Annotated in this window: 13 protein-coding genes and 2 tRNA genes; 12 read left to right on the forward strand and 3 right to left on the reverse strand. The window is 44.5% G+C overall.

What is annotated here, in order from left to right; genetic code table 11:
- Positions 1-163: 163 nt before the first annotated feature.
- From L0M98_RS12415 to L0M98_RS12425, 3 genes are all read left to right on the forward strand, one after another.
- Positions 164-847, forward strand: a complete 684-nt coding sequence (locus L0M98_RS12415) for a NigD1/NigD2 family lipoprotein (RefSeq protein ID WP_227216192.1) — start codon at positions 164-166, stop codon at positions 845-847.
- A gap of 170 nt (positions 848-1,017) precedes the next feature.
- A tRNA-Tyr gene (locus L0M98_RS12420) sits at positions 1,018-1,099 on the forward strand.
- Positions 1,100-1,104: 5 nt separating this feature from the next.
- Positions 1,105-1,177 (forward strand) — tRNA-Gly (locus L0M98_RS12425).
- A gap of 119 nt (positions 1,178-1,296) precedes the next feature.
- On the opposite strand, the gene L0M98_RS12430 is transcribed toward L0M98_RS12425, so the two are convergent.
- Positions 1,297-2,031 (reverse strand): hypothetical protein, encoded by a 735-nt coding sequence (locus L0M98_RS12430; RefSeq protein ID WP_227216194.1) that lies wholly within the window; start codon positions 2,029-2,031, stop codon positions 1,297-1,299.
- 134 nt (positions 2,032-2,165) lie between these two features.
- Here L0M98_RS12430 and L0M98_RS12435 point away from each other — a divergent pair, with 134 nt between their 5' ends.
- From L0M98_RS12435 to L0M98_RS12475, 9 genes are all read left to right on the forward strand, one after another.
- Entirely contained in the window at positions 2,166-2,768 is a 603-nt protein-coding gene (locus L0M98_RS12435; protein WP_227216195.1) for an RNA polymerase sigma factor, read from the forward strand.
- Positions 2,769-2,891: 123 nt separating this feature from the next.
- Positions 2,892-4,034 (forward strand): FecR family protein, encoded by a 1,143-nt coding sequence (locus tag L0M98_RS12440; RefSeq protein WP_227216197.1) that lies wholly within the window; start codon positions 2,892-2,894, stop codon positions 4,032-4,034.
- A gap of 163 nt (positions 4,035-4,197) precedes the next feature.
- Positions 4,198-7,809 (forward strand): SusC/RagA family TonB-linked outer membrane protein, encoded by a 3,612-nt coding sequence (locus L0M98_RS12445; RefSeq protein ID WP_227216203.1) that lies wholly within the window; start codon positions 4,198-4,200, stop codon positions 7,807-7,809.
- A gap of 12 nt (positions 7,810-7,821) precedes the next feature.
- A complete protein-coding gene (locus tag L0M98_RS12450; RefSeq protein ID WP_227216211.1) occupies positions 7,822-9,411 on the forward strand; it encodes a RagB/SusD family nutrient uptake outer membrane protein in 1,590 nt (529 codons plus the stop codon).
- 21 nt (positions 9,412-9,432) lie between these two features.
- The gene (locus L0M98_RS12455) at positions 9,433-10,350 is read left to right on the forward strand and encodes a hypothetical protein (protein WP_227216213.1); all 918 of its coding nucleotides are present in this window, start codon (positions 9,433-9,435) and stop codon (positions 10,348-10,350) included.
- Positions 10,351-10,352: 2 nt separating this feature from the next.
- Positions 10,353-11,075, forward strand: coding sequence for a fibrobacter succinogenes major paralogous domain-containing protein (locus tag L0M98_RS12460; protein ID WP_227216214.1), 723 nt, complete (start codon positions 10,353-10,355; stop codon positions 11,073-11,075).
- Between the two features lie 22 nt (positions 11,076-11,097).
- Positions 11,098-12,291, forward strand: coding sequence for a TlpA disulfide reductase family protein (locus L0M98_RS12465; protein WP_227216217.1), 1,194 nt, complete (start codon positions 11,098-11,100; stop codon positions 12,289-12,291).
- A 37-nt stretch (positions 12,292-12,328) separates the two neighbouring features.
- Positions 12,329-13,498 (forward strand): TlpA disulfide reductase family protein, encoded by a 1,170-nt coding sequence (locus L0M98_RS12470; RefSeq protein ID WP_227216219.1) that lies wholly within the window; start codon positions 12,329-12,331, stop codon positions 13,496-13,498.
- 146 nt (positions 13,499-13,644) lie between these two features.
- A complete protein-coding gene (locus L0M98_RS12475; protein ID WP_227216220.1) occupies positions 13,645-14,199 on the forward strand; it encodes a tetratricopeptide repeat protein in 555 nt (184 codons plus the stop codon).
- Between the two features lie 210 nt (positions 14,200-14,409).
- On the opposite strand, the gene L0M98_RS12480 is transcribed toward L0M98_RS12475, so the two are convergent.
- Positions 14,410-17,190: a M16 family metallopeptidase gene (locus L0M98_RS12480; protein WP_227216221.1), complete on the reverse strand. Its 2,781-nt coding sequence runs from the start codon at positions 17,188-17,190 to the stop codon at positions 14,410-14,412.
- On the reverse strand, positions 17,187-18,464 hold the full coding sequence (locus L0M98_RS12485) for a thioredoxin family protein (protein WP_227216223.1): 1,278 nt from the start codon (positions 18,462-18,464) through the stop codon (positions 17,187-17,189). The genes L0M98_RS12480 and L0M98_RS12485 overlap by 4 nt, the downstream gene beginning before the upstream one ends.
- Positions 18,465-18,473: the final 9 nt, after the last annotated feature.

Here is an 18,473-nt window from a genome sequence, read left to right on the forward strand (position 1 = left end):
GCCGTTGGTATAGCGCCCCGCAGGGGTCCACGGACTTTCGACCTTATGAACTTTATAAACTTATTTTAATACTATTCAACGCAACCATTTTGTTAATCATCCATCTAATGCATAGATGCTTAATGGCAGATGTGATAACAACAAGTAATAAGAAAGGAAAAAAATGAAAAGCAAGACCACATTCACGCTAATTATTTTTTTGATCATAACTACACTCACGTTTTCCTCTTGTAACGATGACGGGTATAGCTTGGATAAATTTTGGCTAGAGTTTGGCACGATCGAGAAAACCGGAGATAACGAATACCAAATCCTTTTGGATAAAGGTCCCGTGCTATTTCCCTCCGTTTCGAACGTACCCGCCCGTTCACTGGAAAACAACGCACGAGTATTCGCTGACTTCACGATCCTGCAGGATGCCAACCCGGGCTCAGACGTGGATCATTACGTGAAAGTAAACGGTTTGCAGGAATTACTGACGAAACCGATCGTACCGTACAAAGAAGCCATCAGCGACAGTTTAGGAATGGATCCGATAGAACTACCCGAGTACTGGATCGCCAATGACTTCATCACTTTCCGTTTTTTCTACGGCGGTGGCGGAAGCATTACCCACATGGTAAACCTCACCAAGCATGAAGAAAAAACTGCCGACGGAAAGGTATTACTGGAATTCCGCCATAACGCTTACAACGATCCGGAAAACACCAGTAGAAACGGTTACGTAAGTTTCCCGCTAAAGGAAACCTTTAGCGAGGTAACGGACTCTGTCGAACTCCGAATACACTACAAAGCGTTTGATCAAAAAGAAAAAACAATTGACATTACTTATCGTCCTCGTAAATAGGTCTCTTCGTGACGGTAAGATGTAACGGGGAAGTTTCGTTCTGAACTTCCCCGTACTTTTTTTACGACGAAAATATCTTTTTTCAAAATTTTCTCTCCCAATATTTGGACTTTCAATAAAACTCTCTATCTTTGTACCCGCTTAACAAAAGCAACCGTTCTTTGAACAAAGGGGAGATACCAAAGTGGCCAACTGGGGCTGACTGTAACTCAGCTGACATCGTCTTCGTAGGTTCGAATCCTGCTCTCCCCACATTCGCGGAAATAGCTCAGTCGATAGAGCACTAGCCTTCCAAGCTGGGGGTCGCGGGTTTGAGTCCCGTTTTCCGCTCTCATTTTAAAGCACTTACGAAGGTAAGTGCTTTTTACTTTTAAACGGTTTTCATGAGACTCGAATAGTTTTTGTCAACCAAAACGTCAACCACGCTTCATTTTTTGAGAAAAATAAGATCAATTCCCTTTCATCTTCTCGATTAAACGTGTGACAGCTGCCACCAATTGATCGTCGTTTTGATAAATCGTCACCACCAATCTTCCCCCCTCCTCGATACTCCGAAATCCGATATCCCTATACCACGATAGCTTATCTGCCATCGCCTCCCCGTAATCCGATTCATCATTGATACCGAAATGCTCCCACCGAAATATCGTTCCCGTGATTTTATTACGTACCGTGAAATCGGGAAACTTTTTCTGTTTTCCGACAGCCAAAGGCGCCTCATAATACACGTCAAAAAAATCCACAGCCAACAATTGATTCAGTATATACAATTCCTGCGTCGAACGCACGAGTACTCCATTAGCCGCTTCATACTTTTTAGCACTCTTGAAAAATGTTCCCGCCCCGGGATGCGAATCCGCCACATTCCGATCTTCACAAGTGGTTTCCTTTTTAATCACTCTGGCTTTAGGAAAAAAACGCCACTGGTAATGATGATAAATAGTGGTATCCACCGTGCAATTTCTAATCAATTGCTTCAAAATACCCTGATCGTGCATTTTTCTCATAAAACGACTAAAATCCACCGGAGTCGGAAAATGTTTAGCGAAATCCTCTTTACCTTTAATATAGTCATATATATCATTCAATCGAGCGATTTCCGATGCGGCAGACTCGTTTAACAATTTATCAATATATGTATTGATTTTCTTCAACAACACGTACTCTTGAGGCAATGATTCCATTGTAAATCTGATTTTTCAACCGTAAATATAGGAAATAAAACTGTTTTCATAGGTATTCTTCAATTCTATTACGAAAATTTGTTTTTTGCTCCATTTTGATTATATATTTGCAAACAGAAAACATACTCAAAAAAATGGCAAAGAATTTTATACATCGTTTACAGCAAAAAGAAAATCGTGCTTACATGGAATTGTACGATCATTATTTTGCCAGGCTACATGGATTTGCCCGGAATTTTGTATTTGATGGAGAAGTTGCTAAAGACATCGTTCAGAATGCTTTAATCAAACTATATGAAAATATTTCTCTACTTAATTCGGAAGTAAATATCGGCGCATATCTTTGCGTGACAGTACGCAATAGTTGTCTGAATTATTTACGAGATCGGGGAGTGGAGGATCGTCATAAGATTCTTTATCTTCAAGCCATCGAGCAAGCGGAAGCATTAGAATGGCTAGACGATGAAGAATTAATCAAAGATATAAAGAAAATTATTACCGGATTACCAGAAAAGTATCGGAATATCTGTGAACTCCGGTTTTACTATAATCTAAAGTATTCGGAGATTGCCGAACGCCTTGGTATCAGTGAAAATGTTGCAAAAGTCCAAATTCACAGAGCCGTACAGAAAATAAAAGAAGCATTAACCAATAGTAACGAACACATTATAGGGATATTAATGTTCATCTTCCCCATACTCTCACCAACCGTACCTTCGCCATCCAACCGGGAATAATTCAAAGTAATAACCTTTCCACAAATTTTAAATTCCACCGGAATTACAAAAAAAATCATATTTTTTTTGTAACCATTCACTATTTACCGTGTTACTAGGGTAAAATCATATAAATTATACACTATGATAGATTGGTGGATTATTGAAAAAAGTTTAGATAAGAAATTAACACCTCAAGAAAAGCAATTCTTCGACGAGTGGTTAGAGGCCTCCCCTAAGCACAGGATGCTGTACGATAAAATCAAATGTGCCAACAACATGGACGACAACACCGCAGAATTTACTCGCTGGCGCCAAGCATTCCGTGAAAAACTAATTGCACGTAAACGACAGGAAAAGAAGCGCATATTTCTAAAATTGTCAGTGGCTGCTGCCGTTTTACTTTTGTTTCTAGGAAGCGGTTACTGGTGGTTAAGCATGGAAAACAAACCGCATACCATTGTAGAGCCTTTCGCACAAGAACCAAGTCGGAATGCTGTACATCTGACAACAGCCTCCGGAAAGGTATTGAACTTGTCATCTCAAACTATATCGGATACGTTGAAGATTGACGGAGCCAAACTTGTTAAAGACCAAGGAACCCTTATCTACGAGAAAAACCCCGAGGAACCACAAGTCGAACAACCTATGTATAACGAAATAGAAGTGCCGAAAGGTGCAGAATATCGTTTGGTACTGAGTGACGGCACCCGGGTATGGTTGAATTCGGATACGCGCATGAGTTACCCGACAAATTTCGAAAAAAGCATACGCGAAGTGGAATTACACGGTGAAGCCTATTTCGAAGTAAGTCACAACGCGAGCAAACCCTTTATCGTGCGTACCGGTGAATTGACTGTCACGGTGCTGGGAACAGAATTTAATGTCAATACCCGAATTCCAACCAGCATACGGACTACCTTGGTGGAAGGAAAAGTACAAGTAGCGTTCAAGGAAGGCATTCCATATACTTTAACCCCGGGAGAAATGGCAACGACGGATTTACTTTCCGGACAAACCACTGTAGAACAAGTAAATATCAAAAAATATATCGCATGGCGTCATGGACGTTTCTGTTTCGAAGAAGCGACTATAGAAGAAATTATGCAAGAATTGTCATTATGGTATGACATTCGGGTTGAATACCAAAACTCGAGAGTAAAAGAGGAAAAGTTCAGTGGATATTTGCCCCGGGGAGAATCAGTTATGTCCATTCTCCAAAAAATAGAGCAAACCTCATACGTGCATTTTAAAATGGTACAAAATAAGATTATCGTCGGGTATTGAAATAAAATCCGGAAGAAAACGGCCATTTTCTCCCGGAATGATCAAAACCTTAAACTAACATTTTGTCAAGTATTTGTAGTATTAATCAACATTCAAAAGTATGAAAAAAAATCGAACCATTCGATGGCCCGGAACAATCTATCTACAGAAAACCGGAAAAGTCATGAAATTACTAGTAATAGTCTTGTTGACGTTAAGCGGTTTAAGTGTGTCGGCACGAGCGTCAGCCCAACAACAACGTGTCACGTTAGATTTGAAAGAGTGTACGGTAATGGAACTCTTTCAAGCTATACAGCAACAGACAGATTTGTTTTTTGTCTATAATCACATGAATTTCAAACACATCGAAAAACTCAACGTTCAAGCAAAGAACGAAGAAGTGGAAACTTTACTGAAACGACTATTCAAAAATTTGGAACTCGACTTTGTTTTTAACGAACAAACGGTGATCATCAAACCTCAAAAAACAAAAAACACTATCATCCAAGGAATTGTCAGAGATAAAGATAAATTACCATTGCCGGGAGTGACCATTATTATAAAAGGGACAACCACAGGAGTAACGTCCGACAAAGACGGTCGTTTCAAACTGGTTCTAGTATCTTCCCGGGAAACTACTCTGGTATTTTCTTTCGTGGGAATGAAAACGCGGGAAGTCATTTGGAAGGGAGAACCCGAATTACATATAACGATGGAAGAGGAAACCACCCAAATGGACGAGGTTGTAATCACCGGCTACCAAACGGTAGACCGCCGGAAATCCACCAGTTCCGTGACCTCCATTAAAATGGAGGATTTAAACATCCCGGGCGTTTCCTCTATAGATCAGATGTTGCAGGGACGTATCCCGGACTTGATTTTGATGAGTAATTCCGGAGAGGTAGGCGTAGTTCCCAAACTGCGTATCCGTGGAACCTCCACGCTAATCGGCAATCGCGAACCGCTGTGGGTACTCGACGGAATCATTATGCAGGATCCCGTAAACGTGCCGGCTTCGGATTTGAATGACCCGGACTATATCAACCGTATCGGTAATGCCATCGCCGGAATCAACCCGCAAGATATCGAGCGTATAGACGTACTGAAAGATGCTGCCGCAACCGCTCTTTACGGAACTCGCGCCGCCAACGGGGTGATCGTGGTAACAACTAAAAAGGGACGCATCGGACGACCTATTGTCAATTACAACTTGACAACAACTCTTCGTCAACGCCCCTCCTACAACGACCGGGCAATTAACGTGATGAATTCCAAGGAGCGCATCCAGTTTTCCCGTGAATTGGTAGCACAACATTACCCGTTCCCGGATGATATAAACATGGTTGGTTATGAAGGTCTGTTGAATCAATTATACAATCATGAACTGACCGACGAACAATTCGAAAAAGAAGTAGGACGCCTTAGCGTTATCAACACGGATTGGTTCGACTTACTGACTAAAAATTCCGTATCACATTCACACACGATCAGTATTTCCGGAGGGTCGCCGGAAGCCACTTATTACGCCTCGATCGGTTACACGCGCGATAATGATGTGATTTGGGACAGTAACAACGAGCGTTATACTGCCACGATGAAACTGAATGCCAACCTCACACCTTGGCTAAACGCTTCTTTGAACATGAACGGGAATATTTCTTCCCGCCAATATTACCAACAGGAGTTGTCACCCATGGAGTACGCCTACAAAACAACTCGCGCATTACCCGCCTATGACGAGAACGGGGAATATTTCTATTTCTTGAAAAGAAAATGGGGAACGATGAGTCCGGAATATTACCAATACAATATTCTCAATGAATTGGAAAACAGTTCCTACAATCAACACGGTTCCGGATTAACCATCACGACAAATTTGCAATTCAGTTTGCTAGATTGGTTGAAAGCTAACGTTGTCGCATCCTACCAGACGTCGAACACGACTCAAGAAAACTGGTGGGGTGAGAAGACCAACTATGCCGCAATGTTACGGGGCACAGAATACGGTGTATTGCCGGCACCAAGAACCGAAGGAGAACCGGATTACTTGGGCAACCCTACCTATATCGGGGGAACAAGTCTATTGCCCTATGGTGGAGAACTAACACACGATCAATCGGGAAATCAGTCTTATACGGTGCGTTTACAGTTAGATGGGAACTACTTTTTCGGTAAATCAAACCAGCATAACCTCAACGGCTCCATTGGTTTTGAAATGAGTTCAACCCGCACCCGCGGCTACGTGCGTACCGAGCGCGGTTATTACAAAGACCGGGGGATGAGTTTCGTGAATAACATTGACCACGAGAAATTTCCCGATTACGCCCGATGGGTATTTCAAAATCCTGCTCGGTTGACTGATAGTAAAAGCAATACTGTATCAAGCTATGCTTCCATATCATATAGCTACTACAATTATTTTACCGTGAATACCAATGCCCGAATTGATGGTTCCAACGCATTCGGAGATCAAAGCAATAACAAATTATTGCCCATCTGGTCCGCTTCTGCCAACTGGAACATTTCGGAATTATGGGGGCTAAAAGAAGCAAACTGGTTGGATTTTCTCCGCTTGAAAGCGTCGTTTGGGTACCAAGGTAATATGCTCAGTGACCAAAGTCCGGTAATGATTATTTCCAAAGAGCCACTCGATTCCCATTTCGGGGAGAACGTGGCTTCAGTTTCACGCTATCCTAATCCAAATTTGAAATGGGAAACCACCACTTCCTATAATTTAGGAATAGAGCTCGGGTTGTTCCAGAGAAAAGTAATGATAGAAACTGAATACTGGTGGAAACACACCGAAGATGCTTTTATGGATAAAGCTATCGCGACAATGAACGGGGTGCCCAATGACGTTTACCAAGTAAATCAAGGTGACATTGACAATCACGGGTACAATGTTTCGCTGACATTCATGCCATTGCAATCCCAAGATTGGTTCTGGTCCGTATCGACTTCAATTTCCAAGTCTTTTAATAAAATGAAGAGTAAAGCGGATGTCGATCAATATGAACTCTCGAACTTCCTTAATGGTTCGGCTCTCGTGAAAGGTCAACCTATCGGTACTTTTTACTCCTATAAATTCATCGGGCTGAGTCCTGTAAACGGCGGACCGATGTTCGATGATTATGCCGACAATCCCGAAGTATTGCGCGGTCTGAATAAATATGACACGTACACACGCGTTTTAAAGCCTTCCGGACGACGCGAACCGACAATATCAGGGAATTTGAACACGACACTACGTTGGAAAAATATCCGTCTGAGCGGAAACTTCGCGTACAGCATGGGAAATAAAATTCGTCTGTTTGCCATTTACAATGCTGCTAGCGATGCGGTAATGGATGCCCAAAATATCCGCCCCGAAAATAACGTCAGCAAATATTTCTTGAACCGCTGGCGCAAACCGGGCGATGAGCGCCACACGAATATCCCGGCGATTATAGGAAAAGGCGATGACAATTATACGCTATATGAAAGACACTGGAGCGATAAATATCAAGATATTCAACCTTTAGCAATTTCCGCATGGGAAATGTATGATTACGGTGACCACCGTGTGGTAAGCGGTAATTATTTGAAATGTTCCAACTTGAGTTTAACCTACCAGTTCACCGAAACGATACTGAAAAAACTGCGTCTGTCACAATTGGATGTATCATTTTCAGCCACTAACCTGTTCACTATTTCGGCCAAAGAGTTGAAGGGACAAGCCCCGACACAAGGAGGTTTTGCCAGCATCCAGTTGAGCGATCGACCTACATATACTTTAGGATTAACCGTTTCATTCTAAAACATCGATTACATGAAAAAAATACTTGTTCTATGTTGCATGGCGGGTTTATTTTGCGGATGTTCCCATTTTTTGGAAGAACACTCGCAGGACCTTGCTAAAGTGGAAACTTTTTCCGATCTGGATGAAGTGCTATTGGGAAAAGGTTATATGCCATCAGGCAGATTCGAGAATAATGAGTATGGAGTATCACCCGTGAATGCTTTTTTCCAAGCTACCCATCACATGGCAGATGAATTGGCTTTTAACGAACGAAGCAATTTAGGCGATCTTGCAGGAATACAACCCCAAATGTTCGGTTGGTACACGTGGCAGCAAAGCGTTGGTCTACCTTACGAGGGCAATTCCCGTACTTCGGAAAGCAGAGATTGGAAGCAGGCATATTCTTGTATCAACATTTGCAATATGGTACTGACTTCCGTCAATGACTTGTCCGTAAATAATCTAGTGGAGGAACTACAAAAAAAACGTATCAAGGGAGAAGCTCATTTCCTTCGTGCGCTTTACTATTTCACCTTAGGTAATCTATACGGACAGCCTTATTGTACACAAACGCTAGGCACTCCGGCCATACCGCTTAAATTGACGGAGTACGTGGAAGACAAAGAGTATACCGTCAACACGGTAGAGGAAGTGTACATCCAAGTACTTACCGATTTAGACGAAGCCGAAACTTATCTAAAAGATAACGAGGTGAAAAACTATCCTTACCGGGCAGATATCATTGCCGTGTATTTATTAAAAAGCAGGGTATATCTTTACATGCAAAATTGGGAAAAAGCCTTGGAATACGCTAACATGGTATTGGACAAGCGGAACGGACTATTGGACTTGAATACACATACCCCGGACACAGAAATATTAACCAAAGCCTCGCCCGAAACTATCTTCTCCATGGGAGGCTACCCGTTGGCCGGTTGCATGTATTGTTCAAGAGAAGGAGAGGAGAAGTTCCCGGCTTACGTCGTTTCCCAAGATTTGCTATCGGCTTTTACCGAAGGCGATAATGATTGGCGCACACAATATTATATCATGAAAGAATCAATAGGAGGTATGTCGACTAATTACGTCTACACGGATGCATGGGTGCTATCCAAAGTACAAGGTTGGGTATTCGGTTACAAGGAAGCTTCCGACCACTTCATGTTCCGGACAGCGGAAGCCTATTTGAATGCGGCTGAAGCGGCAGCTTACTCGGGTGACGAAACGACAGCCCGCACGATGCTCAAAACTCTGTTGAATCATCGCTTGAAAGAAAGTCGTGAAGTGACAGCAAGCGGCAAGGAACTGGTAGACCTCATCCGTCGCGAACGCCAGTGCGAGCTATGCTTTGAAGGTCATCGTTGGTTCGATTTACGTCGTTACACGGTATGTGACAAATTCCCATATTCCAAAAAGATTACACACCGCTATATCAAATACGTGAAATCGGGATTCATTCCTGTCATATCGACCCCGACTGAAATCGTGGAATACGTTTTGGAGGAGAACGACGACGCTTACACGCTGATGCTCCCCAAAGAGGTTTTAGATTTTCAGAATACACTACAGACAAACCAACGTCCGGTTCGAAAAGGGAAATCGATACCTATCGGTAATTAACAGATACTTAAACGCAAAGATATGAAATCAGAAATATTAATCTTTATAATTGCTTTGGCTGGTAGTTTATATGCTTGCCAGCAAGAAGACGAGTTGGAGCCGCTTGCCGTGACCAATTCTTTTGCCATTTCGCCTGGAGCCACGGACGAGGAGTCAAAACTCAAAGAGGAGTTTTTCAATACCACCGGATGTCATCTCCTTTTCAACGATACGCTCCGACACGAATACAAAGGGACGGACGAGAATGGCAAGCCTTTTTATGAAACAGAACTCTTAGGCCTGGAATACCAGCTAACGAATACAAGCAATCTCCGCTTTAAGTTCGACTATTTGCAAACGTTAGAACAAAAGCGTCAAGTCACAACTTTCTTGCAGAACGATTTACTACCGTATATTAAAAACGTGATGCCTTATTCCCTGCTAGTGGCTAACGGTATTGATGAATACCAGCGAAATACCACGGACGTTACTTATGATTATGTCGGCTCCCCGTTGACCTATAACAATTTGCGTTGTTTGGCATTAAATGTCAGCGGATTGTGGGAATTGACTCAAGAAGAACGTAAAGCCTACGCGCAGGATATTTGCTGCGAGATCATTTTTGCCTCTTTCGGGGGAACAGCGGGCAACAAGTATACAGACGGAAAAGCTGGAGAGTTCTTCGCGGTCAACTACAACAATTATTCCACCCCCAAGTCATACTGGTGGGCTCCCACGGAGATTTTGAATCCGTTGGAGATGGGATTTCTGGAAGATCCTTATGAAAATAATTTCTCCTCCCCGAAAGAAGATGCCGTGGCTTATATCAAAGCCTGCTTGTCGCTGACAGAGGAGGAATTCTTTGAAAAATACGGGGAGAACGACATCAATGGATATACCAGAAAAAAATATGATATCATCAAACCGTTGCTCGAAGCAACCGGAATTAAATTTAATTGATTATGAGAAAGTATATAATAGCTTTATTTGTATGTTGCAGTGCTATATTCTGCTCATGCAGTGACGATGATAATTTGCCGAGAGTCAGTCCCTCCACTACCGGCGAGTACACGGACGAACGTGACGGCAACACCTACGGGTGGGTTCGAATCGGCAATTTGGAATGGATGACTTCCAATCTAAAATATTATTCCGAGGCACCTTATTACGAATGCACGTACGACTTGTTTGGGGCTAACTATCCGGTCAAGATTAAGTCCCATCTCCTCGATATCGATTTTGCGGCAGATTACAAGGAATATGGGAACTTCTATACTTGGGAGGAAGCCCGCACGCTTTGTCCTGAAGGTTGGCGTTTGCCCACCGATGAGGACTGGAAGAATCTGGAAACAGCATTGGGCATGTCTGCCGGAGAAGCCGATTCGGAAGGCTGGCGGGGAAATCAGGAAGCCACCCTTCTCCGCCAAGGGTCAGAAGGAACGGGCATGGCACTCCAATTAGGAGGCGAGGTTGCAGATGCTGAAGCTTGGGGACGTTCCCCGTTCTTGTGTTTTGTCGGCGAGTACGGGTATTTTTGGTCGGCTTCAGAGGTGGAGAACAACGGTTTACAAACCACAACGGTCTGGTTCCGGAAAATATGTGCCCATTACACGACTGTCTACCGAGGAACGGTGACACTGGAAAGAATGATGCGCATACGTTGTTGCCGAGATGCAGAGAAATAATATAAACTTCTAAATAATTTCTATGAACAGAATTTTCTTTTTTATCGCGGCACTGCTATTGTGTGGTGCCTGTACTTCCCGCCCCGAGGGATTCGTGATACGGGGCAATTTTCCCGGGTTACAAGACGGGATGCTGGTCACGCTTCGCTCCATGGAAGGTGAAGCGATATTGGCAACAGATACCATTCAAGACGGCAAATTTGAATTGCAGGGCGTAACTGCTTCACCGCAATACTGCAATTTATTGATCAGCTCTAACACCTCTTCCCCCCACATGGGCAAAATGGTTAATATTTACATGTTTCTAGACAATTCCGAACTGACGGTAAACACAACCCATTTCGACAGTCTGCAATTCATCCACCCCTTCGTGGCTGAAACTGCCGAATCGAAAGCTCGTGTAGAAGGAGGTCCACTACAGCGAGAATATTATGAATATCGTGATGCTTTAATGCCTTTGCTGTTGGCTGCCTCGGAAGTGAATATCGCTTCAGCCACGCTGAATATGCAAGAAAACCAATACACAACGGAGGAATTCAACAACCGATTTGACGAACTATATCCTAAGAAGCTGGCAGCGGAAGCAGCTATTGATGCTGCTAAAATGGAATTTATCCGCCAACATCCACAATCACCAGTATCGCTTTTCATTGCGGAAGGCTTGTTGAACACCACTTTTACGCGCACTCCCGAAGAGATAAAAGAACTGACACGCATTGCCAAACAGATCGAAGATTCAGTGCGTCGTCCCCGAGTATTAAAGATGGCAGAAATTGCAAGCATATTATACAAAGGAGCATCATACAAGGACATTGAACTGACCAATCCGACAGGCGAAACCGTGAAACTATCACAGTATATACTTCCCGACCACTACACGTTGGTAGACTTCTGGGCATCGTGGTGTGGTCCCTGCCGCTGGGCCATCCCCAAAGTGGAGCAAATTTATGAACACTCCCCAAAAGACCGCCTGACCGTAATCAGCGTATCGTTCGACCAAAAGAAAACAGACTGGGAAACGGCAATGAAAGAGGAAGCCATGCCTTGGACTCAATTATGGACAGGCAATCGTGACCAAGTTACCGCTGCCCAACGTGCCTACAATATCAGCGGCATTCCGCGCCTGATGCTCATCGCACCCGATGGCAAAATCGTTTTCAGCGGTAACGATGCCAACGCATTACGAGTAACTGTTGAAGAATATTTGGAAAAATAAGATATTCCGAAGATTAAAACAAAAAAATAAGAGAACAATGAAAAAACTCTGTTTTATATTACTGCTCGGTGCTGCCGCTTGTACACGGCAGCCTGCCGACCACTTTATCCTACGGGGTACGGTTCCCGGTGCCATGGACAGCACGAAAGTTACCCTACGAACCATCACCCGATGGGACAAAGATTTAGCCAGCGCTTACGTCATTGACGGGAAATTCGAGTTGCGCGGGCAACTGGACGCTCCCTCCATGTGTAAATTTAGCGTGAGTAACACGGATTATATCCTACGCTCGAAGCAAAATCAAGAATCGGCATATTGTTACGAGCTTAATTTCTTTGTCGAAAACGGCAAACTCACCTTTACCACGCCACATATCGACAGCCTACCACAAGCATACTGGCTTTACGACATCCGGAAAGAAAAGAACTACCGAGTGGAAGGTTCCAGCGCTCAAGAAGCATACTACCGCTACCAACAACAAACCTTTCCGTTGCGTTACGGTATACAGGAACTCCGCAAGCAGGAGAAGCAAACCCCGGACTATAACAGCCGATTGGAAACCATGAAATCGGAACTGGACAAAGCAAGCCGGGCATTTATCCGCAACAACGATAATCTGGCAACGAACCTCTACATTGTCGGAACATTGAAGAAACCCGCTTTCACCTACAATCAGGCTTATCTCGACGAACTGGAAGAACTCTTTGCTTCCTGTCAAGACACTTGTGCCGCATTGAGGGAGTTTCGCCATTATCTCCGTGACGCCTCCCGGCTGGTTCAAGGCTCACCGTTGCAAGAAGGCGAAGTGGTCGATGATAAAGGAAAGAGCGTATCGCTGCTCGCCCAATTAAACCGAGATGGATACACGCTGATTGATTTTTGGGCATCATGGTGCATTCCCTGCCGAGCAAGCCTGATATACCTACGCGAAGTGTACAAAACTCACGGGGATTCCATCCGTTTTATCAGCGTGTCCCTCGATCAACAAGAGGCAGAGTGGCAAAAAGCCTTGAAAGAAGAAAACCTGCCGTGGGCACAATTCCGCAGCTTGCCCGAACAAACCAAAGCGTTCGCGGAACAATATAATCTCATTGGTATTCCAACCTTCTTTATCATTGATAGCGAAGGACGAATCGTCTTTTCCGGCAGTTCCATCAACGAACTGGCGGAACAACTACCTAAAATAAATACAAATACTACACACTGACAACAATCCGCATACCTACCAAGCGGGTATCAAAAGCACTTACGAAAGTAGGTGCTTTCTTCGTTTTAGTGGTAATCGAGTGCATCCACACCCGTACAAAGACTACTTTTAGAGATAATTGAGTATTTTTGCGCCATCTAAATAAAGTGGAACGTGGTGATATCCAATCGTCCTACAACATAGCAGTGTGCCACGCGACAGGCTACGGCGTAAAACAAGACTTGGACAAAGCTTTCGAGAATTACATGATTGCCGCCGAGGCCGGGCACCCGGGCGCACAATTTCAAGTTGGCAACTTTTACATCGAGGGAAGAGGCAATATTGCACAGGATTACGCCGAGGCCGTAACGTGGCTCAACAAAGCGTACCAAAACATGGAAGCCGAGGATTGCTGGCAGCCTGCCGCCGAACTTGCCATCTGCTATCAAGACGGTCTTGGGACTTTTCAAGATGACGACACGGCATTTCAATTCCTTTCCGAACTTGAAGGGAATGAAATGCTCGACGACGTGTGGGAACCACTTGACGCCATGGTACTCAACGCCCTCGGTGTTGCCTATGGCTTCGGAAGAGGTACAGAACAAAACATTCCTTTGGCGATAGAATACTTTGACAGAGCCATCGAATACGACTCGGAAGAAGCAAAGAAAAACAAGACCCGCTTCAAGAAAACCATTTTCGGCTCTTGGAAGATAAAATAAAGAGGTGTGTTAAACACACCTCTAGTCTATAAAGTTCATAAAGTCGAGCCCCCGGCTCTTAAAGTCTATAAAGTCCGTAATTTAATAGTATACTAATATTCAACTCCATAACACATACACTACCTGCATATTTGACCTTACGGACCTTATGGACTTTCAGACTTTATGGACGAGAGGGGTGTGTCAAAACACACCTTCTCTTCGTGACGGCTATCGTGATTTCACCACGATATCAACGCATTGCGCATCAGCAAAAAACTTACGGGCAAAAGCCAACACGTCTTTCGCCTTAATCTTATCAATCACTTTCTCGAAAAACTCGGGAGCATCCAAACTTTTTCCCGTGCGTTGATAAAACTGGATATTTTCCGTCCAAAAAGGAATACTTCCAAAATCCGGAGCGGCATCCCGTTCTTTTTTCAATAACAGGATAAAATCCTCCACGTCTTCATCGGACATTCCCTCTTTCAAGAACTGCTCAATCTGCTCGTGCACGATAGCCCGCATACGAGGCCCTTTCTCCAAGGAACTCTCGAATTGCACGTTAAATAACTGCGAGGGGTCGGGCTGACCGGTAACATCCGTCCGCACGTGTACCCCGTACGAACCGCCCTCCGCTTCCCGGATACGCTGTTGAAACAAGTACTCGAAATGCTTCTGAAGAATCATCATGCAAAGCTTATCCGCCGGTTTCGTCTTCAACGTGTTCGTGAAAGCCATATCCACCATGTACTTTTGCTCCGGAATATCCACGGCAATATCTTTCGCCACGCTCTCTTTTTTATAGTACTCGTACTTAACGGGCTTCTCCTTGCGGTAAGTAGAAGAAAGCGAAGCGATATATCGACTAACAAGCTCCCGGGCTACCTCCCGTTCCAAATCACCCACGATATAGAAAGAAAAGTCCGAGGCATTCTGGTAACGTTCCTTGAAAATACGAACCATCTTCTCGTAATCCATTGCCTCGTAATACCGCGCATCCCTCACCCAAAGCCGGGGCGACTTCACCATCCGCAACTCACGCAACACGTCATTGATAGTGTCGTCCGTCGTTTTACGAGAGTGAGCCAATGTCAACTTATTCACGTGCACATATTTGTCAAAAGCGGCTCTGTCGAAACGAGGTTTTTCCACCACCAAATGCAAAAATTGGAAAGCGAAATCCGCGTCACGCGTCGTACTCGTGCAATTGATACTTTCGGAGTTCTCCTCCAAGGAAATATCCATGTTGATGGAATGCTCCTGCACGAGCGCGTTCAACTCTCGAGTCCCGTACTTGTACAAACCGCTCTTCAAGAATAAAGCCACCATAGCGTCGGCTGACGGCAAATCCTCTGCTGGAAGCAAAGAACGTCCTCCTCGGCTACCTATCAAAACATTAAACATACCCTTGTTGTAATCGGTGTACTTGTAATAGACCTTCGCCCCGTTACTCAACGTCCACTCTTCCGCCTCTATCGGCTTCAACGCTTTCTCCTTGACAATTTTACCCGCCGGAATCTCGAAATCGACCAAAACACCGTTGCCCGCCAACTTCTCCTGTCCCTCCCCGGCTTCAAATGTCCACTCGCGAGCCTCCTGCATCACGGTTGAAATTTGTTCTTCCGCGGGGAAAGGATAATCCGCGCTATTTCCTTGCATGATATAAATCCAATTCCGGTCGTCGTCAAACCAGCGAGCAATCCACTTCCGGAAATCCTCGGCGGTCAGACCGTTAAGAATCGCTGCCGTCGTATCTATATTCTGCTCGAACTCGCTAATCGGGTACCCCAACAAGAAATTATTCTGGTACATTTGCAAGTACATACTATTCGGGAATCGCTCTTTTTGCAACTTAAACTGCTCCAACCGCTTGAGATAACCGGACGCCATGCCGTGTAACTTTTCATCGGTTATCACCGTCTGATGAACCCGTACCATCTGTTCCATCAACTGTTCCAACGCCTCGATTTCCTGCCCGGGCAAAGACGACACCACGACATTCAATCCCTCGTAACCCCGAACGATATCGAAGATACCGATACTCGCGTTAAGAAACGCCACATCGGAATTTTCCATACACTCCGCCAAATGGTCGCGCATCATCTTGTTGTAAAACTCCCGCATCAAATCTTCCCGCAACATATCCCGTAACGAACGCACCGGATTCTTCCGGAAACGCTTCATAAGCACCATCCCGTTCGTCGGCACATCCTTGTCTATCAACTTATAATATTGAGGTTGCGGACTATCCGGAATATCGTACACGAGGCGAGGTTTCGGGTTCTCCCGCCGGGGAATGAGAGCGAACAAGCGTTTCACCTCCGCTTCCACCGCATCCACGTCTATATCCCCGAGAATAATCACGGCTTGTTGGTCCGGACGATAGAAATCCTTGTAATAATCCCTCACTTGTTCCGCCGTGAAACTCTGCAACACTTCCACGGAACCAATCACGTCATGCGTGGCGTACTTGCTCCCGTTGTAGATGAAAAAGTTCGCCTGCTTCTGCAATCGAGCGGACAAATCCATTCCCGCACGCCGTTCCTCCTGTATCACCTGCCTCTCGATTTCCATCTCCTCGGGATACAATTTAAGAAAACCGGACCAATCCCTCAATACCAAAATACAAGAATCAACCAACAACTTCGAAGCAGTAGGAACATTATTCACGTTATACACCGTTTCGTCGTGTCCCGTGTAAGCATTAAAATTACTTATCTTGTGCCGTTTCAAAAAAGCCGGAACCCCATCCGGGAAATTATCCGTGGCATGGAAGGCCATGTGCTCGAGCACATGAGCCAAACCATTCTGCTGCTCCTCCTCCATCAACGCTCCCACGTTCTGCACGAGATAAAAATCGGCACGTCCCGGCGAACTTGTCGTACGGCGAATGTAATACGTCAGCCCGTTTTCCAATCGCCCCTGCCGGAAATTCACCGATTCCTCTTGCGCTAAAATCGATTGCCCGAAGGATAAAAAAACAAAAAACAATAGTAACAAACTTCTCATAACTCCCTCAACTTCTCTTGTATCATGTTCTGCAACTGCTTCATCAACTCCACCTCTTCGATTCCGGAACTAACGACAAAAGCTTGATTCAAACTTTGTTTTGCTTTTTCCGGATTACCCGTGGCATTGAAACAATCTCCCAGCATATACAACAAACGAGTACGCAACTGTGCCGCCATCTCGTATTGCAAAGCCTTGTCCAACCACACTATCACTTTCTCGTTCGCACCCTCCGGCAAATTACCCCGGTACACGGTGTACAAATCTTCAATCGGTTGGGTATAATCGTTTACCGTCAAAGCCTTCTCTGCGCCGGAAAAGTATTGATTCATCTTCTCGAAAAACGTGTTTATATCCTTGCGGAAAAGACTGTAATACCCGTCCGATAACAAAGATATCGCCTCAAAAGCGGAAAGCGAACCAAATGAAATATCGCTATATACCGGCTGCAAATCTCCTTTTACCCGCTCTAAATGTTTCTTGTAATCCTGTTTACCGTTTTTACAAAAAGAGATGATATAATTATTATAAACACCCAAAATGAAATCCTGAATCTTCTCTTTCCCCACAATCTCCTCGTATTTTCGGTAATTTTTCACCAGAAAATCGAAAATCTCGTCATTACCCTTGATTTCATTGTGATACATGCTGATGATATACAAATCCTCGGCGTTAATCATATTCTCCAACTTCTTGTTCTTCACGTACTCCGGGAAAAGAGCCTCGATACGCACCATCCATTTATCCCGGTTATACCCGGTTTGGGTAGCGATAAACTCGGGAGCCCGAAACAACAACTCCTGTTGCAGGTCGGTATTCTTCTTTTCCTTCTTCGATTTCTCATACAACTTCTCGAAAGTCAGCATATCACCCGTCACCATCTTCGCTTCATTGAGCAACGCGGCAGGGGCTTTCGCCCCCCGCACCACGCGCAACACCTCTCCTTTCACGTTCACGAATATCATCGTGGGAAAAGCCTCCACCCCGTATTTTTTCACCAGTTCAGCCTGCTCGGGAGCTTCTGCGTTCAACTTGCAACTCACGAAATGCGTGTTAAAATAGTCACCCACTTCTGGAACAGTAAACACTTTTTGCGACATCACCTTGCAAGGTCCGCACCACTCCGTGTAAAAATCAACGAAAACATCCTTTTTCTCTGCCTTCGCTTTTTTCAAAGCCTCCTCGAAAGTACCTTGAAAAAAAGCAATTTGAGCGGATAGATTTCCAACCATCCCCATCAACAGGAACACCAACACGTATTTAATCCTTCTCATAATATTTCC

It is taken from the genome of Butyricimonas sp. DFI.6.44, assembly GCF_022132345.1.
Taxonomy (GTDB): domain Bacteria; phylum Bacteroidota; class Bacteroidia; order Bacteroidales; family Marinifilaceae; genus Butyricimonas; species Butyricimonas muris.

Coding starts and splice junctions, on each gene's coding strand:
- L0M98_RS12440 (WP_227216197.1), top strand. CDS start 2,892: ATGATAGATTGGTGGATTATTGAAAAAAGTTTAGATAAGAAATTAACA.
- L0M98_RS12460 (WP_227216214.1), top strand. CDS start 10,353: ATGAGAAAGTATATAATAGCTTTATTTGTATGTTGCAGTGCTATATTC.
- L0M98_RS12450 (WP_227216211.1), top strand. CDS start 7,822: ATGAAAAAAATACTTGTTCTATGTTGCATGGCGGGTTTATTTTGCGGA.
- L0M98_RS12435 (WP_227216195.1), top strand. CDS start 2,166: ATGGCAAAGAATTTTATACATCGTTTACAGCAAAAAGAAAATCGTGCT.
- L0M98_RS12415 (WP_227216192.1), top strand. CDS start 164: ATGAAAAGCAAGACCACATTCACGCTAATTATTTTTTTGATCATAACT.
- L0M98_RS12470 (WP_227216219.1), top strand. CDS start 12,329: ATGAAAAAACTCTGTTTTATATTACTGCTCGGTGCTGCCGCTTGTACA.
- L0M98_RS12480 (WP_227216221.1), bottom strand. CDS start 17,190: ATGAGAAGTTTGTTACTATTGTTTTTTGTTTTTTTATCCTTCGGGCAA.
- L0M98_RS12430 (WP_227216194.1), bottom strand. CDS start 2,031: ATGGAATCATTGCCTCAAGAGTACGTGTTGTTGAAGAAAATCAATACA.
- L0M98_RS12455 (WP_227216213.1), top strand. CDS start 9,433: ATGAAATCAGAAATATTAATCTTTATAATTGCTTTGGCTGGTAGTTTA.
- L0M98_RS12485 (WP_227216223.1), bottom strand. CDS start 18,464: ATGAGAAGGATTAAATACGTGTTGGTGTTCCTGTTGATGGGGATGGTT.
- L0M98_RS12465 (WP_227216217.1), top strand. CDS start 11,098: ATGAACAGAATTTTCTTTTTTATCGCGGCACTGCTATTGTGTGGTGCC.
- L0M98_RS12445 (WP_227216203.1), top strand. CDS start 4,198: ATGAAATTACTAGTAATAGTCTTGTTGACGTTAAGCGGTTTAAGTGTG.